Source organism: Litoribacter populi (assembly GCF_007483685.1).
Taxonomy (GTDB): domain Bacteria; phylum Bacteroidota; class Bacteroidia; order Cytophagales; family Cyclobacteriaceae; genus Litoribacter; species Litoribacter populi.
Window position 1 is genome coordinate 191,754 of record NZ_VMKN01000002.1, and the last position, 24,031, is coordinate 215,784.

Here is a 24,031-nt window from a genome sequence, read left to right on the forward strand (position 1 = left end):
TCTATATACTTAACCAAAAAACAATAAGTGGGTTTTGCCCACTTACCGTTATTTTACTTCTATTTTATATTTCTTGGTTGCCATTTCTGATTTAGGGAGGGTCAGCTTTAGCAGACCATCCTCATAAATAGCGGATATCTTCTCTTGGTGGACATCATCAGGTAAGAAAAAAGATCTGGTAAAACTTCCGTATTGGGTTTCTATGGTATGGAAGTTTTTACCCTCTTTATTTTCCTCGATCTTTCTTTCTCCAGAAATAGTCAACTTGCCATCAACTAGTTCAATATGAAAATCTTTTTTCTTTAAGCCTGGTACGGCCACTTGGATTTGATATTGGCTTGCCTCTTCAGAGGCATCCACGGCAGGGGAAAATTGCTTTAAAGTACTTCCCACATTTTCATTGAAGAATTTATCCAAAAGCCCACTGAAGGTGCTTGGATAATTCTGCTCCAACTGGTTGTATTTCATTAGAGTCATAACGGTTAATATTTTGGTTAATGAATAATTCCTTATATCACCTTACACCTATACAAATTTGTACCATTTAAATTATTGACTGATTTTAACGACACTTTGACTAGCATTTCAATATATTATTCTTATTTTAAGAAAAAATGTCAGTAATCATTATCAAGAACTGACAATTTATCGGAATGCTAATTGCTGCATGTATATCAATGCGGCCTCACTTAAAGGGTGGCCCTTTACCCCATGCCTATTAATCTATGAAAAGGTTTTTGTTCACAGCGTTATCTTTGATCGCTTTCCTTCAGCCTTACTTGAGTCTTTCCCAAGAGCCCGCGGTGGCTGACACATTTCTAACGGCTACGGACACAGCTAAGACGGTTGAGAAAAAATCAATTTCCTTGGAGGAACTGATAAGAAAAAATGAAACATATACGATCTCTCTCAACCATATCAATGCGGGGCTATCTCGAAAACTTGACACTCTAACCCTATATGAAGAACTCCCCCATATCGAGCAGGTGATCGAAACCGTAGGGGAAAGGCTCCAATATAGAGAGTCTTCCTTGAATCTTCGGTATCTAGGAGCCATAGAAAATCTGGTACAAAATTTTAAAACTCAAGTCGAATCATGGCAACAGACCATCACGGAAAGAAACCAAGATCTTAACAGTATTGGTGAAGAAATTCTTTCTATCCAAGAGGATGAGGATCTCAGGTTTGCTCTTCGAGACACCTCCCTGCTCCCCGAATACCAAAAACAAGCACACCTACTTCGAGAAAGGCTTAGCAAAGCAGATAGCTCATATCATGCCCAACGGCTTAAACTAGCGCGTGCGCAAAGCAGAGTTTCCTCCACCATAATCACTTTAAATGATTTTGACGAAGAGATAGACGAACGACAGAGACAGCTTGAAAGAAGGCTTTTTGCAAAAGAAAATAATTTTATCTGGGAGAGCGCCGAGCAAGTGGAGCAGAAAAGAATCCCCAGATTAATGAAGGAGTCGATTGCCCTTAACGAGTTAATACTTTCCAGATACATGCGTGAAAACCTAGATCGGCATGTGATCATCAGCATATTTGCTTTGGGCTGTTTTATTTGGTTTAGCATTTTGCTGAGAAGAATCAAACGGGAAAAAGATTTTGCGGCCATTATATTAGAAAGGGTATCATTCATTCCAACCAGCCCCGCACTTAGTACGCTTTTAGCAATCCTGCCATTGACTCCATTTTTTTATCTCAATCCGCCAACGGTATTTGTTCAGCTAATCTTGACCTTGACAGCAGCCGTTGCAACTGTGCTAATTAATAAGTCACTGGACAAGAAGGCCTACTATTTCTGGATAGGCATTCTTGCTATTTTCCTGTGCTATTCTTTAAGCAATTTATATGTGGAAATAGCATTTAAGGAAAGGTGGTTTTTGTTATTGCTCAACCTTGCAGGTATTTCTTTGGCTTATCTAGCCATTAGAGTATTGGAATCGCAGCCTGAGAAATACCCTAAATACATCAACTTTTTCATATACCTGTATTTCGGCATGCAGGTGATCTCTTTTTTCGCTAACATTCTGGGTCGCTATAGCTTATCAAAGATGCTGGGGGTTGCCTCCACAAATAGTTTGGTTCAGGCCATTACTCTATATGCTTTCGTCACTATTATTTTGGAGGCTATATACCTCCAATTAGAGTTGGGGAAAAATAACCAAAAAGAGTTTGCTTCTTATTTTGATTTCAAAAGCATACGCAAAAGACTAAAAAACTTCCTTATTGGCATAGCCACCGTCATTTGGGTGTACTATTTCACAAGCAATCTTAATGTTTATGAATATCTTTCCCTACAACTTGGTGAGATTCTCACCTTCGAAAGGCATTTTGGCTCCTTTAATTTCACCTTAGGAAGCATCCTGGTATTCATTGCTTTAATATGGGCCTCCTCCGTGCTTGCTCGAAATATTGCATATTTTGCAGAAATGAAGGATGAGGCAAAAGCTAGTTCCAGGACCCAGAGATTAGGCTCGTCCATTTTATTGATCCGGCTGGGTGTTTTGACAGCCGGCTTTTTACTTGCCATCACAGCTTCTGGAATCTCTTTGGAAAAAGCGGCTATTGTATTGGGTGCACTCAGTGTGGGTATAGGTTTCGGTTTACAAACCATTGTAAACAACCTCGTCAGTGGTGTCATCTTGGCTTTCGAGCGTCCTATTCAGATTGGGGACATGATTGAGATCGGCAATCGAGGCGGCACGGTCAAAGAAATAGGTATTCGGGCAAGCAAGATCAAAGCCTACGACGGCTCCGAGGTTATTATCCCAAACGGTGACCTCCTTTCTGAACATTTGATCAATTGGACCTTGTCAGATAAAACACGTCGAGTGGAGTTGTTTATTGGAGTAGCTTATGGTTCTGACGCTGATAAGGTCACCAATATATTGGAAAATGTAATGGATCACGATGGGATATTAACCATTCCACAGCCTGCTGTATACTTACAGACCTTTGCTGATAGTGCGGTGGAATTCAGGATGCTGTTTTGGGTAGCTGACATTAGCACATGGATTAGCATCCGTAGCCAGATTATGACAGCCATTTATAAAGCATTTAAGGAGCATGAAATTGAAATCCCTTTTCCCCAAAGGGACCTACACATAAAGTCTTACCCTAAAGAAGGTTTTTTGCGTAAAGAGTTAGTAAGAGGTAATCCAATGGAAGGCAAAAAAGATGGTTGAAAAGTATTTTATAATTGGAGACATTCACGGCTGTTTTTTCACCTTTGAGGAACTTATATCACATTGGGATAGGGAAAATGAAATCCTCATTCAGGTGGGAGACCTTATTGACCGGGGAGCTCATTCTCCAAAAGTTATTTCATATTGCAGGCAATTGGCCAGAACTTTTCCTGATTGCACCCATTTCCTTAAGGGTAACCATGAGCAGATGATGCTTAATTTTTTCAGCGAAAAAAACAGTAATTGGCTTTACAATGGGGGAACAGATACCTTCAGGCAATTTGAAGAGACTCAACAAGATCTCGAGGTGGTGTTGCAATGGATTGAATTATTACCGCTGTATTTTGAATCAGACAGCATAATAGTCTCTCATGCCGGAATCACTGATCACCCGGAATACCTCAATCCAAACCATCCATCAGGCATATTATGGAACAGGGGAAAACTAAAACCTTTGGGAAAAACTCAAATCATTGGACACACGCCACTTTCTACCGGAAAACCAGCATTCAACCCTTATTCTCAGGCTTGGAACATTGACACTGGTGCCTATAAAGGAATTTGTCTCACAGGAATAAAGTTGGACGCCAACGGGTCTTTTTTGGAAAAAATCAGCATCCCCACCAAAGAGCAAGACCTAAATGACCTTAATTATTGATAGTTATATGCTAGGTTTTCGGCCCTCAATAAAATTCATCGCAGCCTCAAAACTGAGATCCACCACCCTCAACCCCGAGGCATCGTCAATTATCAAATCCATATCGAGACAGTCCTCCAAAGGCTCAACTGCCAAAATGAAATCATCATTGAGAAATGTGTGGTTATCATGCCTATAAAACATGATGAAATGACCGATATCAAGCAATAATAGCTGAAGGAATTGAGCGGCTTGGGTTTCATCTGGGAGTTCTGGACTCACCATGATCTTTCCACCCGACCTTCTTTCCAATGTAACAAAACAAGTAGAGTTCATAACATATAACCAGGGTAAATAAGTAATAGAAGACATTTCCTTTTTAATACAATCAAGAAACGATGATCTGAATACCTTATTTTGAAAAGAGTACTTTTTAAAAAAAATTACTTTATTGCAGAGAGTAACAAAAATATTTTAAAAGCTTGACTTGAAGTTTTTGACCAGCGCTCCATCTCGCCATTGCGGGCTCACTAACTCAAATTCCAAAATTCCACAACCAGTAAATAAAACCGGTAACCAAAAAAAAGCCTTGCATCTCTGCAAGGCTTCTGCTCCTCCTCTTGGGCTCGAACCAAGGACCCTTCCAGCCAAAGCGGGATCAGATGTTCAAACCAATTTCACCCTTTTCAATTACTTCTTCTATATATTGGCGCGACTTCTTACTTTTCATCAATCTCTCAATTTTAAAGGCCTTTGATCTACTCTCCATTTGAAAAGCACGTTTTAATTCCCAAGGAATCCCCCTTCGGGTCCAAATCCTATTCCTTTCTGCATCGTTGTGAAAAGTAACTCTTTGATCAAGGGCCCCAGTTTGCCCAACATAAAATTTATTCAAAGAAGCGGAGTAAAGAATATACACATAAAAGTTTTCCATAATAATTAACATTTAAAAAATATACAATATAAAAAAAGCCTTGCATCTCTGCAAGGCTTCTGCTCCTCCTCTTGGGCTCGAACCAAGGACCCTCTGATTAACAGTCAGATGCTCTAACCAACTGAGCTAAGGAGGAATTTTTGTTATCGTTAACCCCTTTCGTTTAACGTGATGCAAACATAACAGGTTGTTTGATTTTATCCAAACAACGCCCATAAAAAAACTTATAATTTTTCATGTGAAAAGGCTTTTTATCTCTATTACAGGGACTTATTTTTTATGATTTTACTCCATGAAATCGAGCACTTCTAGATACTTCTTTAGCTGTGGGCCTGGCAGGAATCTATAAACGAAATTAAGTCTATAATTTCCTGTCATCACCGACTGTGAAAATCCTTGATTTTCAATGAGGCGAACACGGTTATGGACATAGTTCGCATTAATTGACCATTTTTCGGAATTATACCCCGCAAAACCTCTGAGAAATAGGTTGGGATTTATTCCCCACTCTGTATTTCTTTCAGGATGTCCTTCTTGCTGAGAGTAGCCAAACCCTAAATTGGCTGAGGCGGCACCCGTGATAAACCAGTGCTTTTTGATAATAAGAGTATATGCATATCCAATATTTGGTCCCAATTCAAAAAACCTCAAAGTCCTGAAGTTTCTTTCTGGATTAAGTACCATCGTTTCGGGCAAAAGTAGACTGTCACTTAAAACCCTACCACCATAGATCTCAAATCCGGCCATAAAACTTCCTGCAGACCTCTTCTGCCATTCATTATTAAGAAATGCAGCTCTGAAAGAGAATTTATCTGGATTGAAAAGGTATTGCCAAAAAACACCTATTTTAGTCAAGCGCAAGTTTGGATCAGTATAATAACGCTCATCAGGTGGTGCGCCAACCTCTCTTTCGGCTAGATGATAGCCACGATAGAATTGTCCAAAGAAGTCCAATACAAAATTTTTGGGATAAGCATGAGCTTGTAGATCCAAGTATTGGGTATCCCCCCTTCCTTTGTTGGGATTCAAGGCATCAAAGCCATAGGCCAAATTAAGTGTAGCCCACTTGTAAGTGGCCCCAACCCCGTGATTAAGGGTGGAGTTAGGCGCAAACAAATAGGATTGACCTTCCACATTATCACGGAGCCAAATAGATGTATATTTTCTGCTCAAATACAACCTTCCCATGATATGATCTGGAAAGGTTTGATAATAGGTATTTTCCTTATCATCAGCCATCTGAGCCTTTGATTCGGTTGGCATAATCACTATAAGTAAGGATAAAAGTATTAAAAACGTTTTCATAAATATTCTTCACAAAAAACCAGGCAATTATGCCTTTTCCGGCAATACAACGGCAAACACTTAAGGTATGTTCATGAAATGAAGAAGTAGACTACTGTTGCGGTAAGAAGCATTGCTATGAGGGAGGAGATTAGATATATTCTAGAAAAAAAAGACCGGTAAATACTCCGGCCTTCAGCCGCGGATCTAAACTTATACTTCAGTCTGTCATAGCTGTCCCTTGGAAAAAATGAAAGGGCACCTAACAGATACACGCCAAAAATCAATAGCACTGAACAAATTAAAGACAACATACTCGGTAAAATTTACTTTCCCTATTAGTCCTACTGAATGGTATTCAAAAACTCCTCCAAAAAAGAATTAATACAGGAATGTAACAAAAAAATCCGGGCTACCCGCCCGGATCTTAATTTAAAATAAACCAAACAAACAAGATCTGGTGATAGAAAAAATGATTCTCGCAATACCGGCCAGATCAGACTCAACATTAAAAAATAAAAAGCGGAAAAAGTTGCTTAATCACCCATTACAAAGGTACAAAACTCATGAGGTACAAATCAATACCGCGATCACGGTATTTTTCGATATTTTAGCAAAAAAATTACACCGATCATTTTTTGACTATTTTAAGATATGTTGTATTTTCCTAACAAATACCCATTACACGCTATCCCGCTGAACCTTATGGAGTGTGCAAACATGAAAAAACATATCATAACAGCATAAAATAAGGATTATTTCGGAATCACGCCTGAATACTATTGACTGAGCAGTCTCTAAAACTAACTCGTGACTGTTCATAATATTGAATCTTATTAAATAATTTTTTATTGAAAAAATCTTATTTTTTTTTTAAAATAACTGAATAAATGTGGGTAAATAACTTGTCAAAAAAATTAAAAATAAAAAAGGCCAACTTGGAAGCTGGCCTTATATGATTATTCGAATTTGAATTTTTTAAAATAAACCACATTGAGCTCTTTAATCTTCAGATTTTTTTCAATAAACCAGATGTTCAGCAACCGTTCGGCTATGAAACCCAAAATTCTTTCCTGATAACCGGTATATTCTTGAAGATTAACTCTTTTTTCAAACTCAAACATCATCTCAAACCACCATTTCATGAATTCATCATAATAGGGCTGTTTGAGAATAAACATATTATTAGCATGTAAGGTATTTCTCTGCTTCAAAACATTATAAGCGCGCAAATATTCGGGACATTTGTCTTTTAAAATCTGCTCGACCACTAGAAGGTCATGAGGGTTGTGGTGGCGACTGTATTGCTTGTCAGTGGTTCTGGAAAAAACCCTTGCCTTAGGGAGCACGCCGTCGTAGTTTTGAAGGATTTCCGAAAGCTGCTCCTCAGTCAACAATTTATCTTCCCAGTACGTGTGATCATTGCTGTAAATAAGACCTTTTTTAAATCGGAACTTTCCTGAAATGAACTTAGTGAGATTGAGTACGGGGTTATTGGAATATTTTTCCGTGAGCGTATAAAACCTGCGGTAATGACAGGCGCCAACAGTTTCATGATTAGTGTTTTTCCACATCCAATATATCCCTGTCAACTCACTGAAATAAGCGTTTTTCTCAGAAATGTGGTCACCCGAATCATCCCCGATCATACCCGCACCCTCTTTGAACCTATAATTCCCGCACATCAGAGGCACATATAAATCATCAAGCTTGAGTTCTGTGTTTTTTTTATAAAACAACACATACAACTTAACTTTAGCTGCTAAATTCAAGATTCCTAAGTTTAAATGATAAGTTAGATTTTGTCTTTTCCTCCCCAGAATTTTTTCCAGTAATATTTAATGGGATTGGAGTATTTGAGCATCTTCCATGGCCTGCTGCCATGGGGTTTATGAAGTACAGGCGTATCCATTAGGATGAAGTTCTCATAACCCAATTCTACCGCCTTATAAGACATGAAGGTATCGTACCAGTCTTTGGAATTATCCAGGTGTTGGAAATCATATTCCTGCATAAACGATGAAGTAAAAAGTGTGCAGCAAAAGCTAAGGCTCCGTTTGGTCTTGACCACAGGTTCCTTTACATCCTTAAATTTTAGATAAGGAAAATTCACTTGGCCGTCGTATCCCACAGTGATAGCCCCTATCAACCCCGACTTTTTATGAAGATTGCTAAAATCCAACATCTGCCGGAAGGTATCTGGCTTCACCTCCACATCAGACTCCACCACGATCAAAGGTAGATTTTTGGAAAGTGCTTCCTTTTGAGCCATCTGCAGCACGACTTTATAATTGGGAGATACTGTATTCACATGATCTTCCAAATTGACCAATCTATAGCCCAAATTCTTGGCATTTTCGGTAAGCGCTTTTGTGGTTTCATAAGAACTGAAATCATTAAAGATCACATGCTCCACTTCCAGAGTGGAAGCCGCAATGGCTTTAGCAGTCTGGAGGGTGTTATCAAGAGCATCTTTTACCGGTGTTATTACAAGAATTTGGACCATAATTTTTGGAAAAGCTTATTTCAATTTGGCCAAAGCTTCTTTAATTCTTTTTAGGGCTTCAGTGAGTTCTGCTTCAGATGCCGCATAAGATAGCCTTACACACTGAGGTGCTCCAAAAGCTCCACCGGTAACTAGTGACACATTCGCCTCTTCCAACAAGTAGATACATAGATCATCTGCATTCTCGATAGTATGCTTACCAGCCGACTTTCCGAAAAAAGAAGTCACTTTGGGAAAAAAGTAAAATGCTCCCTCAGGCACATGAGTCTCCAATCCTGGAATCTCTCTTAAATACCCCAAGACCAACTCTCTTCTCTTCAAGTAGGCTTCCGCCATCTTTTCAGATGGGCCATGATTCCCATTGATGGCAACCAAGGCCGCTCTTTGCGCAATAGTGTTACCACCAGAGGTGAATTGTCCCTGCATTTTCTCGCAAGCTTTGGCTATCTCCAAGGGTGCACAGATATATCCCACTCTCCAGCCTGTCATAGCGTAGCCTTTTGAGAAGCCGTTTACTGTGATCGTTCTATCAAACATCCCATCAAAGCTTGCAATACTGGAGTGAGCTCCTGAGAAATTAATGAGTTCATATATTTCGTCGGCCACCACCATGACATCGTCTTTTTTCTTGACAACACCCGCAATTGCCTCTAATTCTTCCTTGCTAAAAACAGATCCTGTGGGATTGCATGGCGAAGAATAAATGACAGCCTTAGTTTTATCAGTCATCGCTGCCTCTAATTGCTTAGCGGAAGCTTTAAAGTTATTTTCCAAGTTGCCCTCGATCAATACCGGTACCCCACCGGCTAATTTGATGATCTCGGCATAACTCACCCAGTAGGGGCTAAAAATCACGACTTCATCTCCCTCATTCAACAGACACATGAAAATATTGGCAATAGAATGCTTTGCCCCGGTACTAAGCACGATATTTTCAGCTTTGGCTTCGGCAATGTGGTTTTTATCTCTCAGCTTTTTAGCAATGGCTTCCCTAAGATCGTTATAACCAGCCACAGGTGGGTAAGCAAACCATTTCCCTTCGTCTATGGCATCCTTAGCGGCCTGCTGGATATGCTCCGGGGTCTTAAAATCCGGTTCACCCAAGCTAAGACTGATGATGTCAACGCCTTGAGACTTAAGTTCTCTTGCTTTCTTGGCCATGGCTAAAGTGGCCGATTCTTCCATATTGTTGATGCGGTCGGATAAAATCGAGTTCATAAATGAGGTATTTTTTATAATTTGCCAAAATTAAGTATTATGCTTGGATAATCTAAACCTTTGCGGAAATAGAAACCTTTTCGCATTTTTCACAAAAAATAAACCAGCCTGCAATCCGTTGTTCTTTTAATGAGGAAGATATTAATTTTTATGATTCTGACAGCACCCTTGCAAGTGCTATTTGCCCAGGAGTCCGAGTCTGACTCCTCAGGAATCGTCAGCAACAGACTGTTGCCCACCTCTGCCCCTACTCTTTTGTTTAACGAGGCTGACGAGCGCCAAAAAGAGGATAGAAAAAAAAAGAAAAAGAAGAAAAAGAACGTCTATTATAATGTCAAGACCAAGAAATCCTATCTCAAGCAGACATTCCGCAATCAGACCATCTATGAATTCTTCCACTATAGCCTAGAAACCCGACATGTTGACCCTTATATCCGGGATATTTACTGGGTTGACAAAAAGGACAATGTGATCCGGACGAAAAACTTTGATTCCAGCAGAGGTTATCTCCTTCACGGACCTTATGAGAAAAAAAACGGTGATATTGTAGTGGAGTCAGGCATGTTTTATTTCGGCACCAAGCATGGCCGTTGGATGAAATATGATAGTAAAAACATATTGGTCGACAAAGCACATTTTGCCGAAGGGTGGCCAAAAGAAAGTCGGGTAACCTATTATAACCGTACCGACCGGAAAATCGAAAAGGTTACTCCCATGGAGTATGACTTAAAGGAAGGCAATTTTTTTCATTTTTACGAGGATGGACAGGTGGCCGTCACCGGCGAATACCAATATGGGGAAAAAGTAGGAGTTTGGACTGAATATTGGCATACAAACAAGGACAAAACTATAAAAAAGCGTGAAATCCAGTATCAGGAAGCCCCATATACTAAGAATTTCACACCTTTCATAAAAGCCGAATGGGATAAAGAAGGTAATATAATTTATAAAAAAGATACCTAGAAGCTAAACAGCTACAGCCATTATTTTTTTCCAAGAATCCATGGGTTCCCATTGTAAGGGGTGCTCATTTTCAAAAATTCGGTCAAAATATGCCAATGCTTCTTCCTCAGTATAATTTCCATTTCGCACATTTGGCCAATACTTTACATCTTCCCTTTTAACTACTATAGTTGAAAGCTGGATGGGTACATTTGTAAACCCCAACGCCTGCAGAACTGTCATCCGATGTTTGCCTCCACTAACAGCAACGCGATAATCTGACCCATCTCGTACATAAAGCTTACCAGTGATATGCCCACCCATTTTTTCTGGTTCAAAGCCGTTTTCCTTAATGGAGTCGTAAAGACCTGTGAATCTTTGAAAAGTGACTTTACCAAAACTTTTGGTGACAGGACCTTTTTTTAGTTGCCCCTTGATTTCACCAAGTTCACTTAACTCCGACTGAGCCTTGAGAAAGTCATTCCGTTTCATCCTTGCTTCGGAAAGATGGATTTTTTTCTTAAAACCCTGTTCCCATGGCGGAGCGAGTTCTTTTCCATTTTTATAATAACCATCGGAGTCCCCAGGTTGCCAATGTTTATAAAAATTCTCTAAAGGAGAACCCTCATATTTGTCGCACAAACCCTCCCCATACAACCGCAAAGTGGCGATAAACGGATTGTATTCAGCAGCACCGGGAAACTCTATGCAAAAACACTTTTTCACCTTCACATTCATGACAAATGGCGCTCCGCAGGTCCAATAATAACCCTCTAGTGGACTCTTCACTTTTGCTCTTAAATCAACAGTTTGCCTGGTTTTATCAATCTTATTAATCGACAATCCCAACGGCCTTAAAACATTATTAAGCACGTTTTTTACAGCTACTTTCATCCAACTCCACATTTTAATTAAACAAATTATTCCTTGCATTTTCTAAAATATTCTGCACTCCACTTCGGTTCTCACAGGACCTCTTAAATAGTTTGAGCGCATAAAAAAATCACTAAAGTACAGCTAACTATTTTTGAATATAATTATTTCAATTTCAAGTTGCAAGAAATGTATTACAAAATGTAACATTTGACACCTTCAGATGAATTTTCGGATTCTAATCAATACAATTGAATCAGTTTATGAAAAGTTGTATAAGTATTTAAAGGGTGAAATGCATTAAACCTACCACCAAGCGGTTTTTAATTGAGGTTAAAACTAAATATCTCAATCCTCTGAAAATCACATCATTATTAAGTTTTTTTAACTGCATAAAATGAATTATTATTGTAAAAGATTCTTTTGATTAATAGATATATTTATCATATTTGATATTAATGATAGGATTATTGTCATTATGAAGCATTGGTAGGAGGGAATTCCGCCTAAAACCCGAAATAATTTGCCCACTTTGCCCAATTTAACCGTGACTAAACCTTCTCACAGCCTACTTCCAGGATGGATGGTACTAGCTTTGGACTTCTTGGTGTTTTTCCATGCAAGCATTCTCAGCTACTTCGCTATATCCGATTTCAACTTCAGTCTATTAGCTTCTTCAGGATTCTTGGCGGGAGGCATTCTCTTTGCCACCATTGCTACATTTTCCTGTTACCTGTTAAAAAACCATCTTCTTTCCGCAGATGACAACTTAGTGCAAGAGGTGCTTTCAATCCTGAGAACATTGATAGTCAGTACTGTCATGATAGCGATTTTTTCTTTTGTGGATAGACTCATCTTTGGGCTATCCCTCCTTCCCGGAAGTAGAGTGATATCTATTGGATTAGGCGTTTCTCTTTTCGGCCTTACATTTACCAGAATGGCTTTGCGTCAGGGGGTTGATTATCTGTCCCAGACCCACCAAGTACAGAAAAACATTTTAATTATTGCACATAACGCATCCCAGGCTATGTCAAGAAGGGTACTGAAAAATGCAGGGTTTCCCCTTCATTTCATTCAGGCCTATGTATCAGAAAATTTCACAGAATCCGGTAGAAAAATACTTGGGCCTCCCATTTATGAAAACCTTGATGAGCTTCACAAGGTAATTGCCAGACATAAAATCACCGAAGTCTTCATTAGCGAGGAAGGACTATCCTTGGAAGAAAAAAGAACTTATATCAATGCATGCCTTCAAAACGGTATCCACCCCAGTTTGCTAACCCCATCTAATGAATGGGATATTAATGAAGGAGAATATGTTTTAAAAAAAGCCGTGATCGAAGACTACTTGACTCAAGAAGCTCCAGTTGAGAAAGCTACAAGCAGCAAAAAACATTTCTTTTCCAATAAAACCGTAATGATAACTGCTGCAGGAAGCAAGTTGGGATCCGAACTTTGCAGACAACTAATTTATCAAAACCCTGCACATATCATCATTATAGATAGATCTGAAGCTGCAATAGCTGATCTAAGTTTTAGAATTAAGCAACTTAAGCTTAAAAGCCATGTCACCACAGCCGTGATTGATATTCGCAACAAGGGTAGAGTGAGGGCATTGTTTGAGGCCCACCGCCCAGAATTAGTTTATCATGCCGCGCTTTTCCATGATCCGGCGATGATGGAAGTGTATGCTGAAGAAGCTGTCAGGGCAAACGTATTGACAACAAAGAACCTTTCAGAATTAGCACTTGAGTATGATGTGGAAAAATTCATCCTTATTTCATCTCATCAAGCTGTAAATCCAACAGAAATAATCGGAGCCTCCAAAAAACTGGCAGAGATGTATGTGAAATACAAAAATGACCTGCCTAGCTTTGCCCCAAAAACCCAATTCATGACTGTTCGGCACGGGGAAGTGTTAGGTGTAAACGATCAAAGTCTTCAAAAAATAAAAAGTGAGGTCAGAAATGGGGACACGATCAATATACACCACCCGGACACCACCCACCAATACTTCACCTCATCACAAACCTGTAAATTTATACTTACTGCTAGTCAGATCGGGAAGGGAGGGGAAATATATACCATGGAAAAAAACAGTCCAATCAAACTCGTAGAGTTAGTCAAAAAGACCGTTCAGCTAAATGAGGGTAAGATTTCCACTGAACTTAAAGTACACTACAATAAGCACTTGCAACCCAAAGAGGCTTTCCCTCTTTTTGACGAGAGATCCGAAAAGCTGAAAAGAACCCATGTTCCCCAATTGACAAGACTTCAGCCATTAACTGAAAACAACTTTGACATTTCTGAAAAAATTGATGAATTGGAAGATATTTTGAAAAATCAGGATACGCTGACTTTGCATAAGTTTTTCAAAAGTGTCATCCCTGCATTTGTAAGTGACAATAACTTTGTTGAGTTATCTAACCGGCTTAATTAATGTAATTTTTACCTTTGCCCCATGAAGATAACTATAGTAGCGGGAGCAAGGCCAAATTTCATGAAGATAGCCCCCATTATCAGGGCTATCAAAGAAGAGAATAATGCAAAAATTCAATTTCGCCTAGTCCATACTGGTCAGCATTACGACCGGAAGATGTCTGGTGACTTTTTCGATGAACTTGGCATTCCCATGCCAGATGCAAATTTAGGTGCTGGAAGCGGTTCTCAAGCAGAACAAACGGCATCAATTATGGTCGGATTTGAAAAGGAGTTGTTGCAAAACCCTCCCACAGTAGTCCTAGTAGTTGGTGATGTCACCTCCACCATGGCTTGTTCCATTACCTCAAAAAAACTCAACATTCCCGTAGTCCATGTGGAGGGCGGCATACGCTCTGGTGACATGAGCATGCCTGAGGAAATTAACCGCATTGTCACCGACAGCATCTCTGATCACTTTTTTACCACCAGTGAGCTAGCAAACCAAAACCTTCGATATACCGGTATTACCGATGAAAGAATTCATTTTGTGGGCAATACCATGATTGACACTCTTTTGAGTAATCTGAACAGGTTGGAAGACCCAAAACTTAATTTCCAAGATAAACCCCTGGAAGAAAAAAAATACATGGTTTTAACACTTCACCGTCCTGCCAACGTGGATGAGGAAACAAAACTCAAACAAATGATGGACACCATCGTAAAAGGCTGCGCTCCCTTTCCAGTCGTTTTTCCAGTACATCCACGAACAGCACAGATACTACACAGCCTCGGAATCCTATATGACAACTTGATTACGGTGGAGCCTCTATCTTATTTGAAATTCAACTACTTGGTCAAAAATGCCTTGGGAGTAATTACTGATTCAGGAGGAATAACAGAAGAAACTACTGTCTTAGAAGTCCCCTGCATTACTTTAAGAGACAATACTGAAAGACCTGAAACGGTTGATATGGGCACAAATGAACTCGTTGGCACCGACCCCACCAAGCTCCCACCTTTCTTGGAGAAAATAAAATCTGGAAACTGGAAAAAAGGCAAGACTCCTCCACTCTGGGACGGAAAGGCAGCCCAGAGAATCGTAAGCAAGTTGAAGGAAATTTACGGTTAAAGATTATTTAATAGAAAGCATCCTCAAAATGATAATAAGTGAAGTTACCTTCTGGATCCTTTGAAACCGACACAATATCAAAGCGAATATCCCGGTGCCAATCCCGAAGGTGAATAAAATGATCGGCTGCTCGGATTATCAATTGTTTTTTGCGAAAATCTACAAATTCCTCAGGGTGCCCAAAACTGACTCCGCTACGAAATTTGACTTCCACAAAAACCAAAATCCCTTGATGCGTTAAAATAAGATCAATCTCTGCATGCCGGTAACGGAAATTGGAAGCTAGCAAGCAGTACCCTTTAGAAATCAGCCAATCAGCGGCGAGCCTTTCGGCTTCAAAGCCTTTTTGAAGATGCAGTGCCATAGGAAAAATTATTTATGTAATTTTGAAAAAGTAAGCTTAAAAATAGCTGTTCCAAACTCAAAGAAACAACTGTGAATCAAGTTATTAATAAAAAGGTAAAGTTCGTAGATTTAGGGCTAAAAGATTATCAGGAAACCTGGGATTTGCAGGAAAAGATTTTCGCAAAAACTGTGGAGGCTAAAATTGCAAACCGCAAAGCTAGTTCTGAGGAGCAAAAGGCCACTTCAAATTACCTTTTATTCGTTGAACACCCGCATGTGTATACACTTGGAAAAAGCGGTGACCCCTCCCATCTGCTTTTGGATAAACAAGGGCTTGATGAAAAAGAAGCTAAGTTTTATAAAATAAACCGTGGTGGGGACATCACATATCACGGTCCCGGTCAACTTGTAGGTTACCCTTTACTTGATTTGGAAAATTTTTTCACAGACATCCACAAATATCTCAGGCTTCTTGAGGAGGCCATCATTCTTACATTAAAAGATTATGGCCTCGAAGCAGGCCGGATAGAAGGACTAACTGGCGTATGGCTTGATCACTTAGAGCAAAAAAATCCAAGGAAAATCTGTGCCATGGGTGTTAAATCTAGCCGCTGGGTCACCATGCACGGTTTTGCATTTAACGTCAATGCGGATATCGCTTATTTTGGCAATATTGTCCCTTGTGGAATTGCTGATAAGGCTGTCACCTCGCTACATTTAGAGTTGGGTCAAAAGGTGGATGAAAGTAAAGTTAAAGAATGCGTCAAAAATCACCTCATTCAATTATTTGGCATGGAAGAGGCAATAACAGTTACTTCCGAAGATATATTTAATATTTAATCAAAAATGAAAAAGGATATTGACTTTCACCCTGTCTCCGGAGTGAAACTGGCCATTGCAAAAGAAGAAATCAACGGCAATGAAGAGTGGGGAGTTTACATCATCAACCTCAACTTAATCGAACTCAAAACCCTCATGATTACCTCCAAAGGGTATGGCCTCATTAATGGGGAGGAAAAGAAGACCTCTACTCTCCGGCACATGATCGAAGAGCTGGGATCCCAAAGTATTGCCAAAATTGAACCTATCGATCCTGCACTTTTCAAACTGAACAATGAATTTTGGGTAAGTTATTATATATTAGATCAAATCTTCGACAAGAAGTTCATTTTCGTAGTAGGGAGCATGGATGAGGAAAACATCAAACTCATTCCAGAGCTAGGCCTCGAAGGAGTCTTACACTCATAAATTTATATATGGCAGATTTTTTTAACCAACTTAAAAATATACTTTTTCTTGATATAGAAACGGCAACCTCCACGGAGAATTTTGACGAACTCGATCCAAGACTACAAGCCGAATGGCTGCTCAGACATCGCCGAAATGGAGATGATTCTATCAGCCCTCAAGCTTATTATTCTGACAAAGGTGCAATTTTTGCGGAATTTGGACAGGTAATCTGTATCGGGGTAGGATATATCATTTTCAATCCTGAGACCGAAAAATTTCAATTCCGAACCAAAAGCTTTGCCGCTGATTCAGAAAATGAAACCTTATGGGAATTCAGAGAATTACTTGAAAGAAAAAACTGGACCCTCTGTGCCCACAACGGCAAAGAGTTTGACTTTCCATACCTCTGTAGAAGGATGCTGATAAATCAGATTCCACTGCCCAATGCCCTACAGATGGCAGGCAAAAAACCCTGGGAGATCAACCATTTGGACACACTGGAGCTTTGGAAATTTGGTGACTATAAACATTATACAAGATTAGACCTGCTTACTGCTCTTTTCGGCATACCCAGCCCAAAAGAGGATATAGATGGAAGTAAGGTCAATGAAACTTATTATAAGCAAAAGGGTTTAAATATAATCAGAAGCTATTGTTTAAGAGATGTGGAGGCCACAGCAAGAGTTTATTTGGCCTATCAAGGCCTGCCTTCAGACCTGGAAATGGAAGTTTTCAACCTGGACACCCCACAGGTTGAGAATTAAATACCAGGATATTTTAGCTTATTTATTATTAACAATTAATTTTTATGGGAAGAAAATCAGACAAACAATCACCTAAGAATAAAAAAGGAATGGACTCGGCCCAACTGGCCAAAACAGTTTTGAACTTTTTAGACAAAAATTTTGGAGAGGAATTTTCCTCCAAACAGCTAGTAAAAAAACTTGAATTAAGAGATGCCAAAACCAAGTCGATGTTGGATTCAACCCTACATAAACTTGTCGAAAGTGGCTCAGTGAGCAAAAATCCTAGAAATGCCTACTCCTCCACTAAGGAGCCTGACTTCATTACTGGCACTGTGGACTATGTAAATCCACGATTTGCATTCATTATTCCTGATGACAGAGAAAAGTTTCCAAAAGACATTCAGATAAAAGACTCCGACCTCAAAAACGCTCTTGATGGCGACAAGGTCCGCATTATGATTAATCCTAACCCAAACCGTTCAGGAAGACTTGATGGTAGGGTTTTGGAAGTTATAAGCCGTAATAGAGACGAATTTGTGGGAAGAGTTGAAATCTCACCCCGTTTCGCATTTGTGGTAGCTGACTTTAAAAAAATGCACCATGACATTTTCATCCGAAAAGGCGACCTTATGGACGCACAGCACAATCAAAAAGTGGTGGTTAAGATCACTGAGTGGCGCGATGATGATAAAAACCCAACAGGAAAAGTCCTGCGTGTACTTGGAGAGGCCGGTGATCACGAAGTAGAAATTCACTCCATCATGGCGGAGTTTGGTCTTCCTTTCGAATACCCTGAAGAAGTAGAGAAAGAGGCAGAGGAAATCCGTGAGGAGGTACCACAAAGTGAAATTGCCAAAAGGAAGGATTTTCGAGATGTTACCACATTTACGATTGATCCTGCAGATGCTAAGGATTTTGATGATGCTATTTCATATCGAAAACTGGAAAACGGAAACTTGGAAGTCGGTGTACACATCGCCGATGTAACCCACTACGTCCGTCCTAACACCCTTCTAGAGAAAGAAGCATACGACCGGGCCACATCCGTCTATTTGGTGGACAGAACCATCCCAATGCTGCCTGAAAGACTGAGTAATGGGCTTTGCTCTCTACGCCCAGAGGAAGAAAAACTCACCTTTTCATGTGTGTTTGAACTCAATGAAAATGCTGAGGTAGTAAAACAATGGATAGGAAGGACAATCATTTATTCCGACCGTAGGTTTGCCTATGAGGATGCTCAGGAAAACATCGACAACCAATCCGGTGACTTCTACCAAGAGCTTACTCACCTAAATGATCTCGCTAAGAAAATCCGGAAAACCCGTTTTCAGAAAGGGGCAATAAATTTCGAAACTGTCGAAGTCAAGTTTAAGCTTGATGAGGACGGTACTCCCCTGGGACTTATGGTCAAGGAAAGGAAAGACATCCACAAAATGATTGAGGAATACATGCTATTGGCCAATAAGACAGTAGCGGAATTCATTTATAACAAGAATAAAGGTAATGACACCTTTGTCTATAGAACCCACGATTATCCCGATTCGGAGAGGTTAATAACCTTTTCAAACTTTGCGAAAAGATTTGGGCATGAGGTAGACTTGGAAAAAGAAGGCCGCATCTCCTATTCTCTCAACAAATTGATGGATGAGATCCAAGGTAAGCCTGAACAGAACGTATTGGAGCAGTTAGCTATCCGAAGCATGGCCAAAGCCAAATATACAACCGAGCCAAAAGGGCACTTTGGTTTGGCATTCAAGCATTACACTCACTTCACCTCCCCTATCAGAAGGTATCCTGATATGATGGTTCACAGACTGTTGCAACATTATCTTGATGGTAACAAATCGCCTGATCAGGAGGCTTGGGAGGACAAGTGTATGCATTCCTCAGACAGGGAAAAAAGAGCCTCCGACGCCGAAAGAGCCTCCATCAAATACAAGCAGGTGGAGTATATGTCCCTTGCAGAGGAAAAAGTTTATGGTGGAATCGTTTCCGGTGTTACAGAATGGGGTATTTTTGTGGAGATTACTGAAACCAAATGCGAAGGCATGGTCCGACTTCAAACCATGGATGATGATTATTATGAGTTTGACGAGAAGAACATGCGGGTAATTGGCGCGAAAAACAAGAAAATGATAACCCTTGGGGACAAAGTCCATGTACGGGTGGTTGCCACCGACATTGACCGTAGAACCATAGATTTGGAATTTGCAGATAATGACTAAAATTAAACAGATAAACGTTCCGGAATTATTGAAGGAATTGGAAGAGCATCTCACCAGCCTCAATTATGGCCAGGAGCCAACCGAACTTTATCAACCTATAGATTACATCATGCAGCTGGGCGGAAAACGAATTCGTCCACTGCTTACTCTTTTGGCTTATCGCCTATATAAAGACGACCATCAAAGCATCCTTACTCCCGCATCTGCCATCGAGGTTTTTCATAACTTCACTTTGATGCACGATGACATTATGGATGAGGCACCCTTGAGACGTGGCAACCCAACCGTTCATGAAAGATGGAATGCCAATACAGCCATCCTCTCAGGTGATGTGATGCTTGTAAAAGCATACGACATGCTGTTGGAAATCCTCCCTCAATATTTGCCCAAAACCCTCCGGCTCTTCAATAAAACTGCAGCTGAAGTCTGCGAAGGGCAGCAACTGGACATGAACTTTGAAACGAGGGATCAGGTAAGTGAAGCTGAGTACTTGGAAATGATCAGACTCAAAACTGCCGTATTATTAGGGTTTTCACTTCAACTGGGAGCCATTTTGGCAGGAGCAAGCGACGAGGATTCCCAAGCGCTCTATGATTTTGGTGTAAATGTGGGTATTGGATTTCAACTGAAAGACGATCTTCTAGATGTATATGCTGACAAAGCTAAATTTGGCAAGCAGGTCGGGGGAGACATCATTTCGAATAAAAAGACATTCCTCCTTATCAAAGCCAAGGAAACTGCAAAAGGGAAGCAGCTTGAAAAACTGGATAAATGGCTCGAAACTTCTGACACAAAAACCAACGAGGTTAAAGTTAAGGAGGTTACGGCAATCTTTACCGAAAATGCCATTAACACCCTCACTGAGAAAAAAATGGCTGGCTATTTTGAGCAAGGTTTTTCCCAATTGGAAAGACTTGAGGTCCAAAATCAGCAAGCCTTACAAACACTCAAAACTTTAACCGAAGATCTCATCGATAGAGAAAGTTAAATGCAGATTTCCGCTACGTTAGTAATTATTGCACTTACCGCACTTGTTTCTTTTCAAGGCTTTAAAAATCACGGACTTCTAAACCGTTGGATGTTTACCCCTTATTTGATTAAGGAGTACCACCAATGGGACAGATTTGTATTGAGTGGTTTTATACACAAAGACCTCACACACTTGTTGTTCAACATGTTTACATTCTTCTTTTTTGGAAGAGTAGTTGAACAGTTTCTTGGGTATTATTTTAATGGAGTGATTGGAACTGTCTTCTATGTGTTGTTTTACCTGGCAGCCATCATTATTTCCGATATTCCTACATACTTCAAGCAAAAGAGCAACCCTCGCTATCATGCCTTGGGGGCATCGGGTGGAGTTTCGGCCACGGTGTTTGCCAGTATCATGTTGATGCCATTGGCCGACATTTGTTTGTTCGGTTTAATATGTCTTCCAGGATTTATCCTAGGAGTATTGTTCTTAATTTATTCTGTGGTAAAAGGTATGCAAGATAAAGATGGGATCAATCATGACGCCCATTTATACGGAGCATTATTCGGTATTATCTTTATTCTAATTCTAAATCCTCAAAGTGCAGTCAGCTTTTTTGAGCAAATAAAAAACTACAGGCCGTTTTGACCTGTAGTTTTTATCATTTTGCAGTATTCCTGCCAAACCTTATTTGATTTCTTTCAGCGTATTATCTATCAATACTTTGATATGATCTTTATGTGCTTTGGTAGCCAGGTCTCCAGCACCATTACTTACCCTGCCCTTAATATAGTTTAGGTTATACAAAGCGGAGGATTTAGCCAAGTGGTTATATCTCCCACTGCTATCGCCAGCAACCATCGCCTTCAAGGAATTCACATACTCCAACTGAAGGTTTTGACGGAAAGTATTTACATTCTTGTTCATGTCCTCGTCGAATACAGATTTGGTAAGATCATTCATGAAAGCTGCCAACTTATATTCGTTGCCATACAGCTCGGAATCAGAGATTCTCTGCAAAGTATTTGTGTGCAACAAGTGGTTCAGCACATTTTTCTGATAATTCAACACTTGCTTATGGATTTTAGGATCCTCAGGGCCACTGAAGAAATTGAACCCCCTCCTTTGCTGCGCCAAATAGTTGTACAAGTCATTGGACACGTTGAAGGCATCTGGAGCAAAAACATACTTACCCAAAGCATTCATGGCTCTTTTCTGATCCTGAAGACTTACTGGAGTAAACGGCTGATCGGCACCTTCCTGACCCGCCATTGAACGATCAACATAGACACCGCCGATAAACCTTGACACCACACCTGCTGCGGTGGCATATTGCCCCATCAGCACATTGTACGCTTGGTTCAATTCATGGTAAGATTGACCTTCTTTGGTATATTTGGACTTCACATCCTTCATAATATCCTTGACTAGATCCATCCTATCAATTGAATATTGAATCTGGTCATTGGAAAGATCCCCTATCATTACACGTGGGTCAATTCCTTTTCCCGGAGCCCGCATATCATCAGCATCATTTCCAAAGATGTGCTCTGGTTTGGTAGATTCAGCCAGAATTGTATTCAAACCCTCTTCATCCACTTCCGCATAACCAAACTGAATTGCCCATTTATCATAAGGACCGACAGTAGTGGAGAAAAAGTGTCCTTGCTTGTCCTTATCCTTGTTGACGTTTATAGCCAAATAATCCATAACCGAACCGGAAAGTGCTTTTCCCTTAGTGAAATCCCCGTCCTTTAATTCTTCGGGAGAATACAGTTGACTGGCTTTCATGTTGTGGTTCAACCCAAGCGTATGCCCTACCTCATGCATGAGCAACTCGGCCATAGCTTCTTTACGCATACCAACCATTTCCATATCAGAAGCACCGGATGCCATCAACACAGCCTGCCCAAACATCATGTTATGCTGCATTTGGTGTCCGGCCACACAGTATAGGTGAGGGTCATTACCTTGCATTTGGTCGTTTTCAAACACTGTCAAATCATTGAAAATCTTATCCATCACCACTCTGTTGGTATGATAGACGAATTCCAACATGATATCGGAGCCTAAAATTTGCCCTGTTCTTGGATTGACAAAGCTCGGCCCGTATCCTCCAAATGGTGGGTTAGGCGAACTGGTCCAACGGAGTACGTTGTACCTGATATCTCCAGCATCCCAGTCAGCATCGTCAGGCTGCACCCTAACTTCAATCGCATTCTTAAATCCAGCATGCTCAAATGCTTTGTTCCATTCCAAAACCGCCTCTGCAATGGTCTCTCTCCACTCATGTGGAGTTGAATTCTCAATCCACCATACTATCGGCTTAACTGGCTCTGAAAGCTTGGCATTTGGATCTTTCTTCTTTAGATCCCATCTATGTATTAAATCCTTATATGGAGTGGCAGAACTAGAAGTCATATCCGTGACCTCTGTAGTAAAATACCCTACCCTTGGGTCATCATATCTTGCCTGATAGCCATTGTCCGGCATTTCGATCAAGCTATGGTAAACCTTGATACTAACATTTCTTCCATCAGTAACTGCACTTGAACCACCGTTTAAAACCGACGGATTGGTAAATACGTATTCAACCGCCAAATCCGAATTTAAGTCATAGTTCCTTACAGCCAACACTTTTGTCTTATCGCCATCTAGATTACCAAGCTTGAATGCCATTGGAGATTGGCCAGGATAGGAAGGTGGTTTAATGGCTGAGAAAGTCTCTTTAAGAAAAAGGTTATCCGCCTTGATCAAATAAAGCCCATTTTCATCATCACTGGCCTCAATCTTCATTGTTGCCATCATGCCATGGCTGATGTTTGCATCGGCAGATTTACTCAATGGATTTTCAGGGTCGAAATAATGTGAGGTGTTTTGGCTTACAAACTCCAATTTGTTGAAATACTTTTCAACCTTGAAAACCTTGGAATCCTTATAAGCCCCACGGAAGGCAGATGCCTCAGTCACTCCATCCGCCACCTGGCTAAAATAGATAAACTCTTTACCAAGCTGCTCCTTGGTGATGAGCATTTTCAGTTCTCCACTAGTGGTATCCTGATAAAAAGTGAATAGCCCTTCGATTTTTTGATGACCTTTGACAAGCTCATCAATTGATTTTTTTTCGCTTTTCTTTTCTGAAGCAGCTACTGGAGTGGTAGTTTCCGCTTTCTTTTTCTTAAACAACTGCGCCTGGGCATCTTGGGGGGCAAACATAAGTCCGCCTGCCACAAGCACAGCAAAAGAAGTGCTTTTGATTAGGTTCATAAAATTCTGGGTAAAATTCTGGGAATTATTTTAATCAATATAATCAATGAAACCCTAAAATAAAACAGCTTAATTCTTATTAAAAGTTAAAAAACGAAAAAGGAGGGCAAAAG

At 40.2% G+C, this 24,031-nt stretch carries 21 protein-coding genes and 1 tRNA gene; 11 read left to right on the forward strand and 11 right to left on the reverse strand.

Features of this window, described 5'->3' with window-relative positions; genetic code table 11:
• Nucleotides 1-48 precede the first annotated feature (48 nt).
• Nucleotides 49-477, reverse strand: coding sequence for an Hsp20/alpha crystallin family protein (locus FPL27_RS16630; RefSeq protein WP_143962356.1), 429 nt, complete (start codon nucleotides 475-477; stop codon nucleotides 49-51).
• A 248-nt stretch (nucleotides 478-725) separates the two neighbouring features.
• On the opposite strand from FPL27_RS16630, the gene FPL27_RS16635 reads away from it, so the two are divergent.
• Together FPL27_RS16635 and FPL27_RS16640 are read left to right on the forward strand one after the other, a co-directional pair.
• Nucleotides 726-3,191 (forward strand): mechanosensitive ion channel family protein, encoded by a 2,466-nt coding sequence (locus tag FPL27_RS16635; protein WP_143962357.1) that lies wholly within the window; start codon nucleotides 726-728, stop codon nucleotides 3,189-3,191.
• Nucleotides 3,184-3,849, forward strand: a complete 666-nt coding sequence (locus tag FPL27_RS16640; protein ID WP_143962358.1) for a metallophosphoesterase — start codon at nucleotides 3,184-3,186, stop codon at nucleotides 3,847-3,849. Before FPL27_RS16635 ends, FPL27_RS16640 begins: the two co-directional genes overlap by 8 nt.
• Before the next feature lie 3 nt (nucleotides 3,850-3,852).
• On the opposite strand, the gene FPL27_RS16645 is transcribed toward FPL27_RS16640, so the two are convergent.
• The 7 genes from FPL27_RS16645 to FPL27_RS16675 all read right to left on the reverse strand — a co-directional run bounded on the left by FPL27_RS16645 (nucleotide 3,853) and on the right by FPL27_RS16675 (nucleotide 9,770).
• A complete protein-coding gene (locus tag FPL27_RS16645; protein WP_143962359.1) occupies nucleotides 3,853-4,164 on the reverse strand; it encodes a hypothetical protein in 312 nt (103 codons plus the stop codon).
• A 322-nt stretch (nucleotides 4,165-4,486) separates the two neighbouring features.
• Entirely contained in the window at nucleotides 4,487-4,762 is a 276-nt protein-coding gene (locus tag FPL27_RS16650) for a GIY-YIG nuclease family protein (protein WP_235893487.1), read from the reverse strand.
• Nucleotides 4,763-4,824: 62 nt separating this feature from the next.
• A tRNA-Asn gene (locus FPL27_RS16655) sits at nucleotides 4,825-4,898 on the reverse strand.
• Between the two features lie 149 nt (nucleotides 4,899-5,047).
• On the reverse strand, nucleotides 5,048-6,025 hold the full coding sequence (locus tag FPL27_RS16660; RefSeq protein WP_235893488.1) for a DUF4421 domain-containing protein: 978 nt from the start codon (nucleotides 6,023-6,025) through the stop codon (nucleotides 5,048-5,050).
• 980 nt (nucleotides 6,026-7,005) lie between these two features.
• Entirely contained in the window at nucleotides 7,006-7,818 is an 813-nt protein-coding gene (locus tag FPL27_RS16665; protein ID WP_185974405.1) for a DUF4422 domain-containing protein, read from the reverse strand.
• A 23-nt stretch (nucleotides 7,819-7,841) separates the two neighbouring features.
• Complete coding sequence (locus FPL27_RS16670; RefSeq protein ID WP_143962363.1) at nucleotides 7,842-8,552, reverse strand: glycosyltransferase family A protein; 711 nt, start codon at nucleotides 8,550-8,552, stop codon at nucleotides 7,842-7,844.
• A gap of 15 nt (nucleotides 8,553-8,567) precedes the next feature.
• Complete coding sequence (locus FPL27_RS16675; protein ID WP_143962364.1) at nucleotides 8,568-9,770, reverse strand: pyridoxal phosphate-dependent aminotransferase; 1,203 nt, start codon at nucleotides 9,768-9,770, stop codon at nucleotides 8,568-8,570.
• Between the two features lie 129 nt (nucleotides 9,771-9,899).
• Between FPL27_RS16675 and FPL27_RS16680 the strand changes: the two genes are divergently transcribed.
• Complete coding sequence (locus tag FPL27_RS16680; protein WP_143962365.1) at nucleotides 9,900-10,733, forward strand: toxin-antitoxin system YwqK family antitoxin; 834 nt, start codon at nucleotides 9,900-9,902, stop codon at nucleotides 10,731-10,733.
• A gap of 3 nt (nucleotides 10,734-10,736) precedes the next feature.
• Here FPL27_RS16680 and FPL27_RS16685 read toward each other — a convergent pair whose 3' ends face one another.
• Nucleotides 10,737-11,606: a ParB N-terminal domain-containing protein gene (locus tag FPL27_RS16685; RefSeq protein WP_143962366.1), complete on the reverse strand. Its 870-nt coding sequence runs from the start codon at nucleotides 11,604-11,606 to the stop codon at nucleotides 10,737-10,739.
• Between the two features lie 526 nt (nucleotides 11,607-12,132).
• On the opposite strand from FPL27_RS16685, the gene FPL27_RS16690 reads away from it, so the two are divergent.
• Nucleotides 12,133-14,025, forward strand: a complete 1,893-nt coding sequence (locus FPL27_RS16690; protein WP_143962367.1) for a polysaccharide biosynthesis protein — start codon at nucleotides 12,133-12,135, stop codon at nucleotides 14,023-14,025.
• Nucleotides 14,026-14,046: 21 nt separating this feature from the next.
• The gene (wecB, locus tag FPL27_RS16695; protein WP_143962368.1) at nucleotides 14,047-15,135 is read left to right on the forward strand and encodes a non-hydrolyzing UDP-N-acetylglucosamine 2-epimerase; all 1,089 of its coding nucleotides are present in this window, start codon (nucleotides 14,047-14,049) and stop codon (nucleotides 15,133-15,135) included.
• Nucleotides 15,136-15,142: 7 nt separating this feature from the next.
• Here the strand turns inward: wecB and FPL27_RS16700 are convergent, their stop codons facing one another.
• Nucleotides 15,143-15,499, reverse strand: a complete 357-nt coding sequence (locus tag FPL27_RS16700) for a YraN family protein (RefSeq protein WP_143962369.1) — start codon at nucleotides 15,497-15,499, stop codon at nucleotides 15,143-15,145.
• Nucleotides 15,500-15,570: 71 nt separating this feature from the next.
• On the opposite strand from FPL27_RS16700, the gene lipB reads away from it, so the two are divergent.
• From lipB to FPL27_RS16730, 6 genes are read left to right on the forward strand one after another with little or no spacing between them, the layout of a single operon-like run.
• On the forward strand, nucleotides 15,571-16,320 hold the full coding sequence (gene lipB / locus FPL27_RS16705; protein ID WP_143962370.1) for a lipoyl(octanoyl) transferase LipB: 750 nt from the start codon (nucleotides 15,571-15,573) through the stop codon (nucleotides 16,318-16,320).
• A gap of 6 nt (nucleotides 16,321-16,326) precedes the next feature.
• Nucleotides 16,327-16,728 carry a hypothetical protein gene (locus tag FPL27_RS16710; RefSeq protein WP_143962371.1) on the forward strand — a complete coding sequence of 134 codons (402 nt, stop codon included), beginning with the start codon at nucleotides 16,327-16,329 and terminating at the stop codon, nucleotides 16,726-16,728.
• An 8-nt stretch (nucleotides 16,729-16,736) separates the two neighbouring features.
• Nucleotides 16,737-17,474 (forward strand): 3'-5' exonuclease, encoded by a 738-nt coding sequence (locus FPL27_RS16715; RefSeq protein ID WP_143962372.1) that lies wholly within the window; start codon nucleotides 16,737-16,739, stop codon nucleotides 17,472-17,474.
• A gap of 44 nt (nucleotides 17,475-17,518) precedes the next feature.
• Complete coding sequence (gene rnr / locus FPL27_RS16720) at nucleotides 17,519-19,681, forward strand: ribonuclease R (protein WP_143962373.1); 2,163 nt, start codon at nucleotides 17,519-17,521, stop codon at nucleotides 19,679-19,681.
• A complete protein-coding gene (locus FPL27_RS16725; RefSeq protein ID WP_143962374.1) occupies nucleotides 19,674-20,669 on the forward strand; it encodes a polyprenyl synthetase family protein in 996 nt (331 codons plus the stop codon). The genes rnr and FPL27_RS16725 overlap by 8 nt, the downstream gene beginning before the upstream one ends.
• The gene (locus FPL27_RS16730) at nucleotides 20,670-21,299 is read left to right on the forward strand and encodes a rhomboid family intramembrane serine protease (protein ID WP_143962375.1); all 630 of its coding nucleotides are present in this window, start codon (nucleotides 20,670-20,672) and stop codon (nucleotides 21,297-21,299) included.
• Nucleotides 21,300-21,338: 39 nt separating this feature from the next.
• On the opposite strand, the gene FPL27_RS16735 is transcribed toward FPL27_RS16730, so the two are convergent.
• A complete protein-coding gene (locus tag FPL27_RS16735) occupies nucleotides 21,339-23,918 on the reverse strand; it encodes a zinc-dependent metalloprotease (RefSeq protein WP_143962376.1) in 2,580 nt (859 codons plus the stop codon).
• Nucleotides 23,919-24,031: the final 113 nt, after the last annotated feature.

Coding starts and splice junctions, on each gene's coding strand:
- FPL27_RS16730 (WP_143962375.1), top strand. CDS start 20,670: ATGCAGATTTCCGCTACGTTAGTAATTATTGCACTTACCGCACTTGTT.
- FPL27_RS16635 (WP_143962357.1), top strand. CDS start 726: ATGAAAAGGTTTTTGTTCACAGCGTTATCTTTGATCGCTTTCCTTCAG.
- FPL27_RS16715 (WP_143962372.1), top strand. CDS start 16,737: ATGGCAGATTTTTTTAACCAACTTAAAAATATACTTTTTCTTGATATA.
- FPL27_RS16645 (WP_143962359.1), bottom strand. CDS start 4,164: ATGAACTCTACTTGTTTTGTTACATTGGAAAGAAGGTCGGGTGGAAAG.
- FPL27_RS16710 (WP_143962371.1), top strand. CDS start 16,327: ATGAAAAAGGATATTGACTTTCACCCTGTCTCCGGAGTGAAACTGGCC.
- FPL27_RS16685 (WP_143962366.1), bottom strand. CDS start 11,606: ATGAAAGTAGCTGTAAAAAACGTGCTTAATAATGTTTTAAGGCCGTTG.
- FPL27_RS16650 (WP_235893487.1), bottom strand. CDS start 4,762: ATGGAAAACTTTTATGTGTATATTCTTTACTCCGCTTCTTTGAATAAA.
- rnr (WP_143962373.1), top strand. CDS start 17,519: ATGGGAAGAAAATCAGACAAACAATCACCTAAGAATAAAAAAGGAATG.
- FPL27_RS16700 (WP_143962369.1), bottom strand. CDS start 15,499: ATGGCACTGCATCTTCAAAAAGGCTTTGAAGCCGAAAGGCTCGCCGCT.
- FPL27_RS16725 (WP_143962374.1), top strand. CDS start 19,674: ATGACTAAAATTAAACAGATAAACGTTCCGGAATTATTGAAGGAATTG.
- FPL27_RS16735 (WP_143962376.1), bottom strand. CDS start 23,918: ATGAACCTAATCAAAAGCACTTCTTTTGCTGTGCTTGTGGCAGGCGGA.
- wecB (WP_143962368.1), top strand. CDS start 14,047: ATGAAGATAACTATAGTAGCGGGAGCAAGGCCAAATTTCATGAAGATA.
- FPL27_RS16660 (WP_235893488.1), bottom strand. CDS start 6,025: ATGCCAACCGAATCAAAGGCTCAGATGGCTGATGATAAGGAAAATACC.
- FPL27_RS16640 (WP_143962358.1), top strand. CDS start 3,184: ATGGTTGAAAAGTATTTTATAATTGGAGACATTCACGGCTGTTTTTTC.
- FPL27_RS16675 (WP_143962364.1), bottom strand. CDS start 9,770: ATGAACTCGATTTTATCCGACCGCATCAACAATATGGAAGAATCGGCC.
- FPL27_RS16630 (WP_143962356.1), bottom strand. CDS start 477: ATGACTCTAATGAAATACAACCAGTTGGAGCAGAATTATCCAAGCACC.
- FPL27_RS16680 (WP_143962365.1), top strand. CDS start 9,900: ATGAGGAAGATATTAATTTTTATGATTCTGACAGCACCCTTGCAAGTG.
- FPL27_RS16670 (WP_143962363.1), bottom strand. CDS start 8,552: ATGGTCCAAATTCTTGTAATAACACCGGTAAAAGATGCTCTTGATAAC.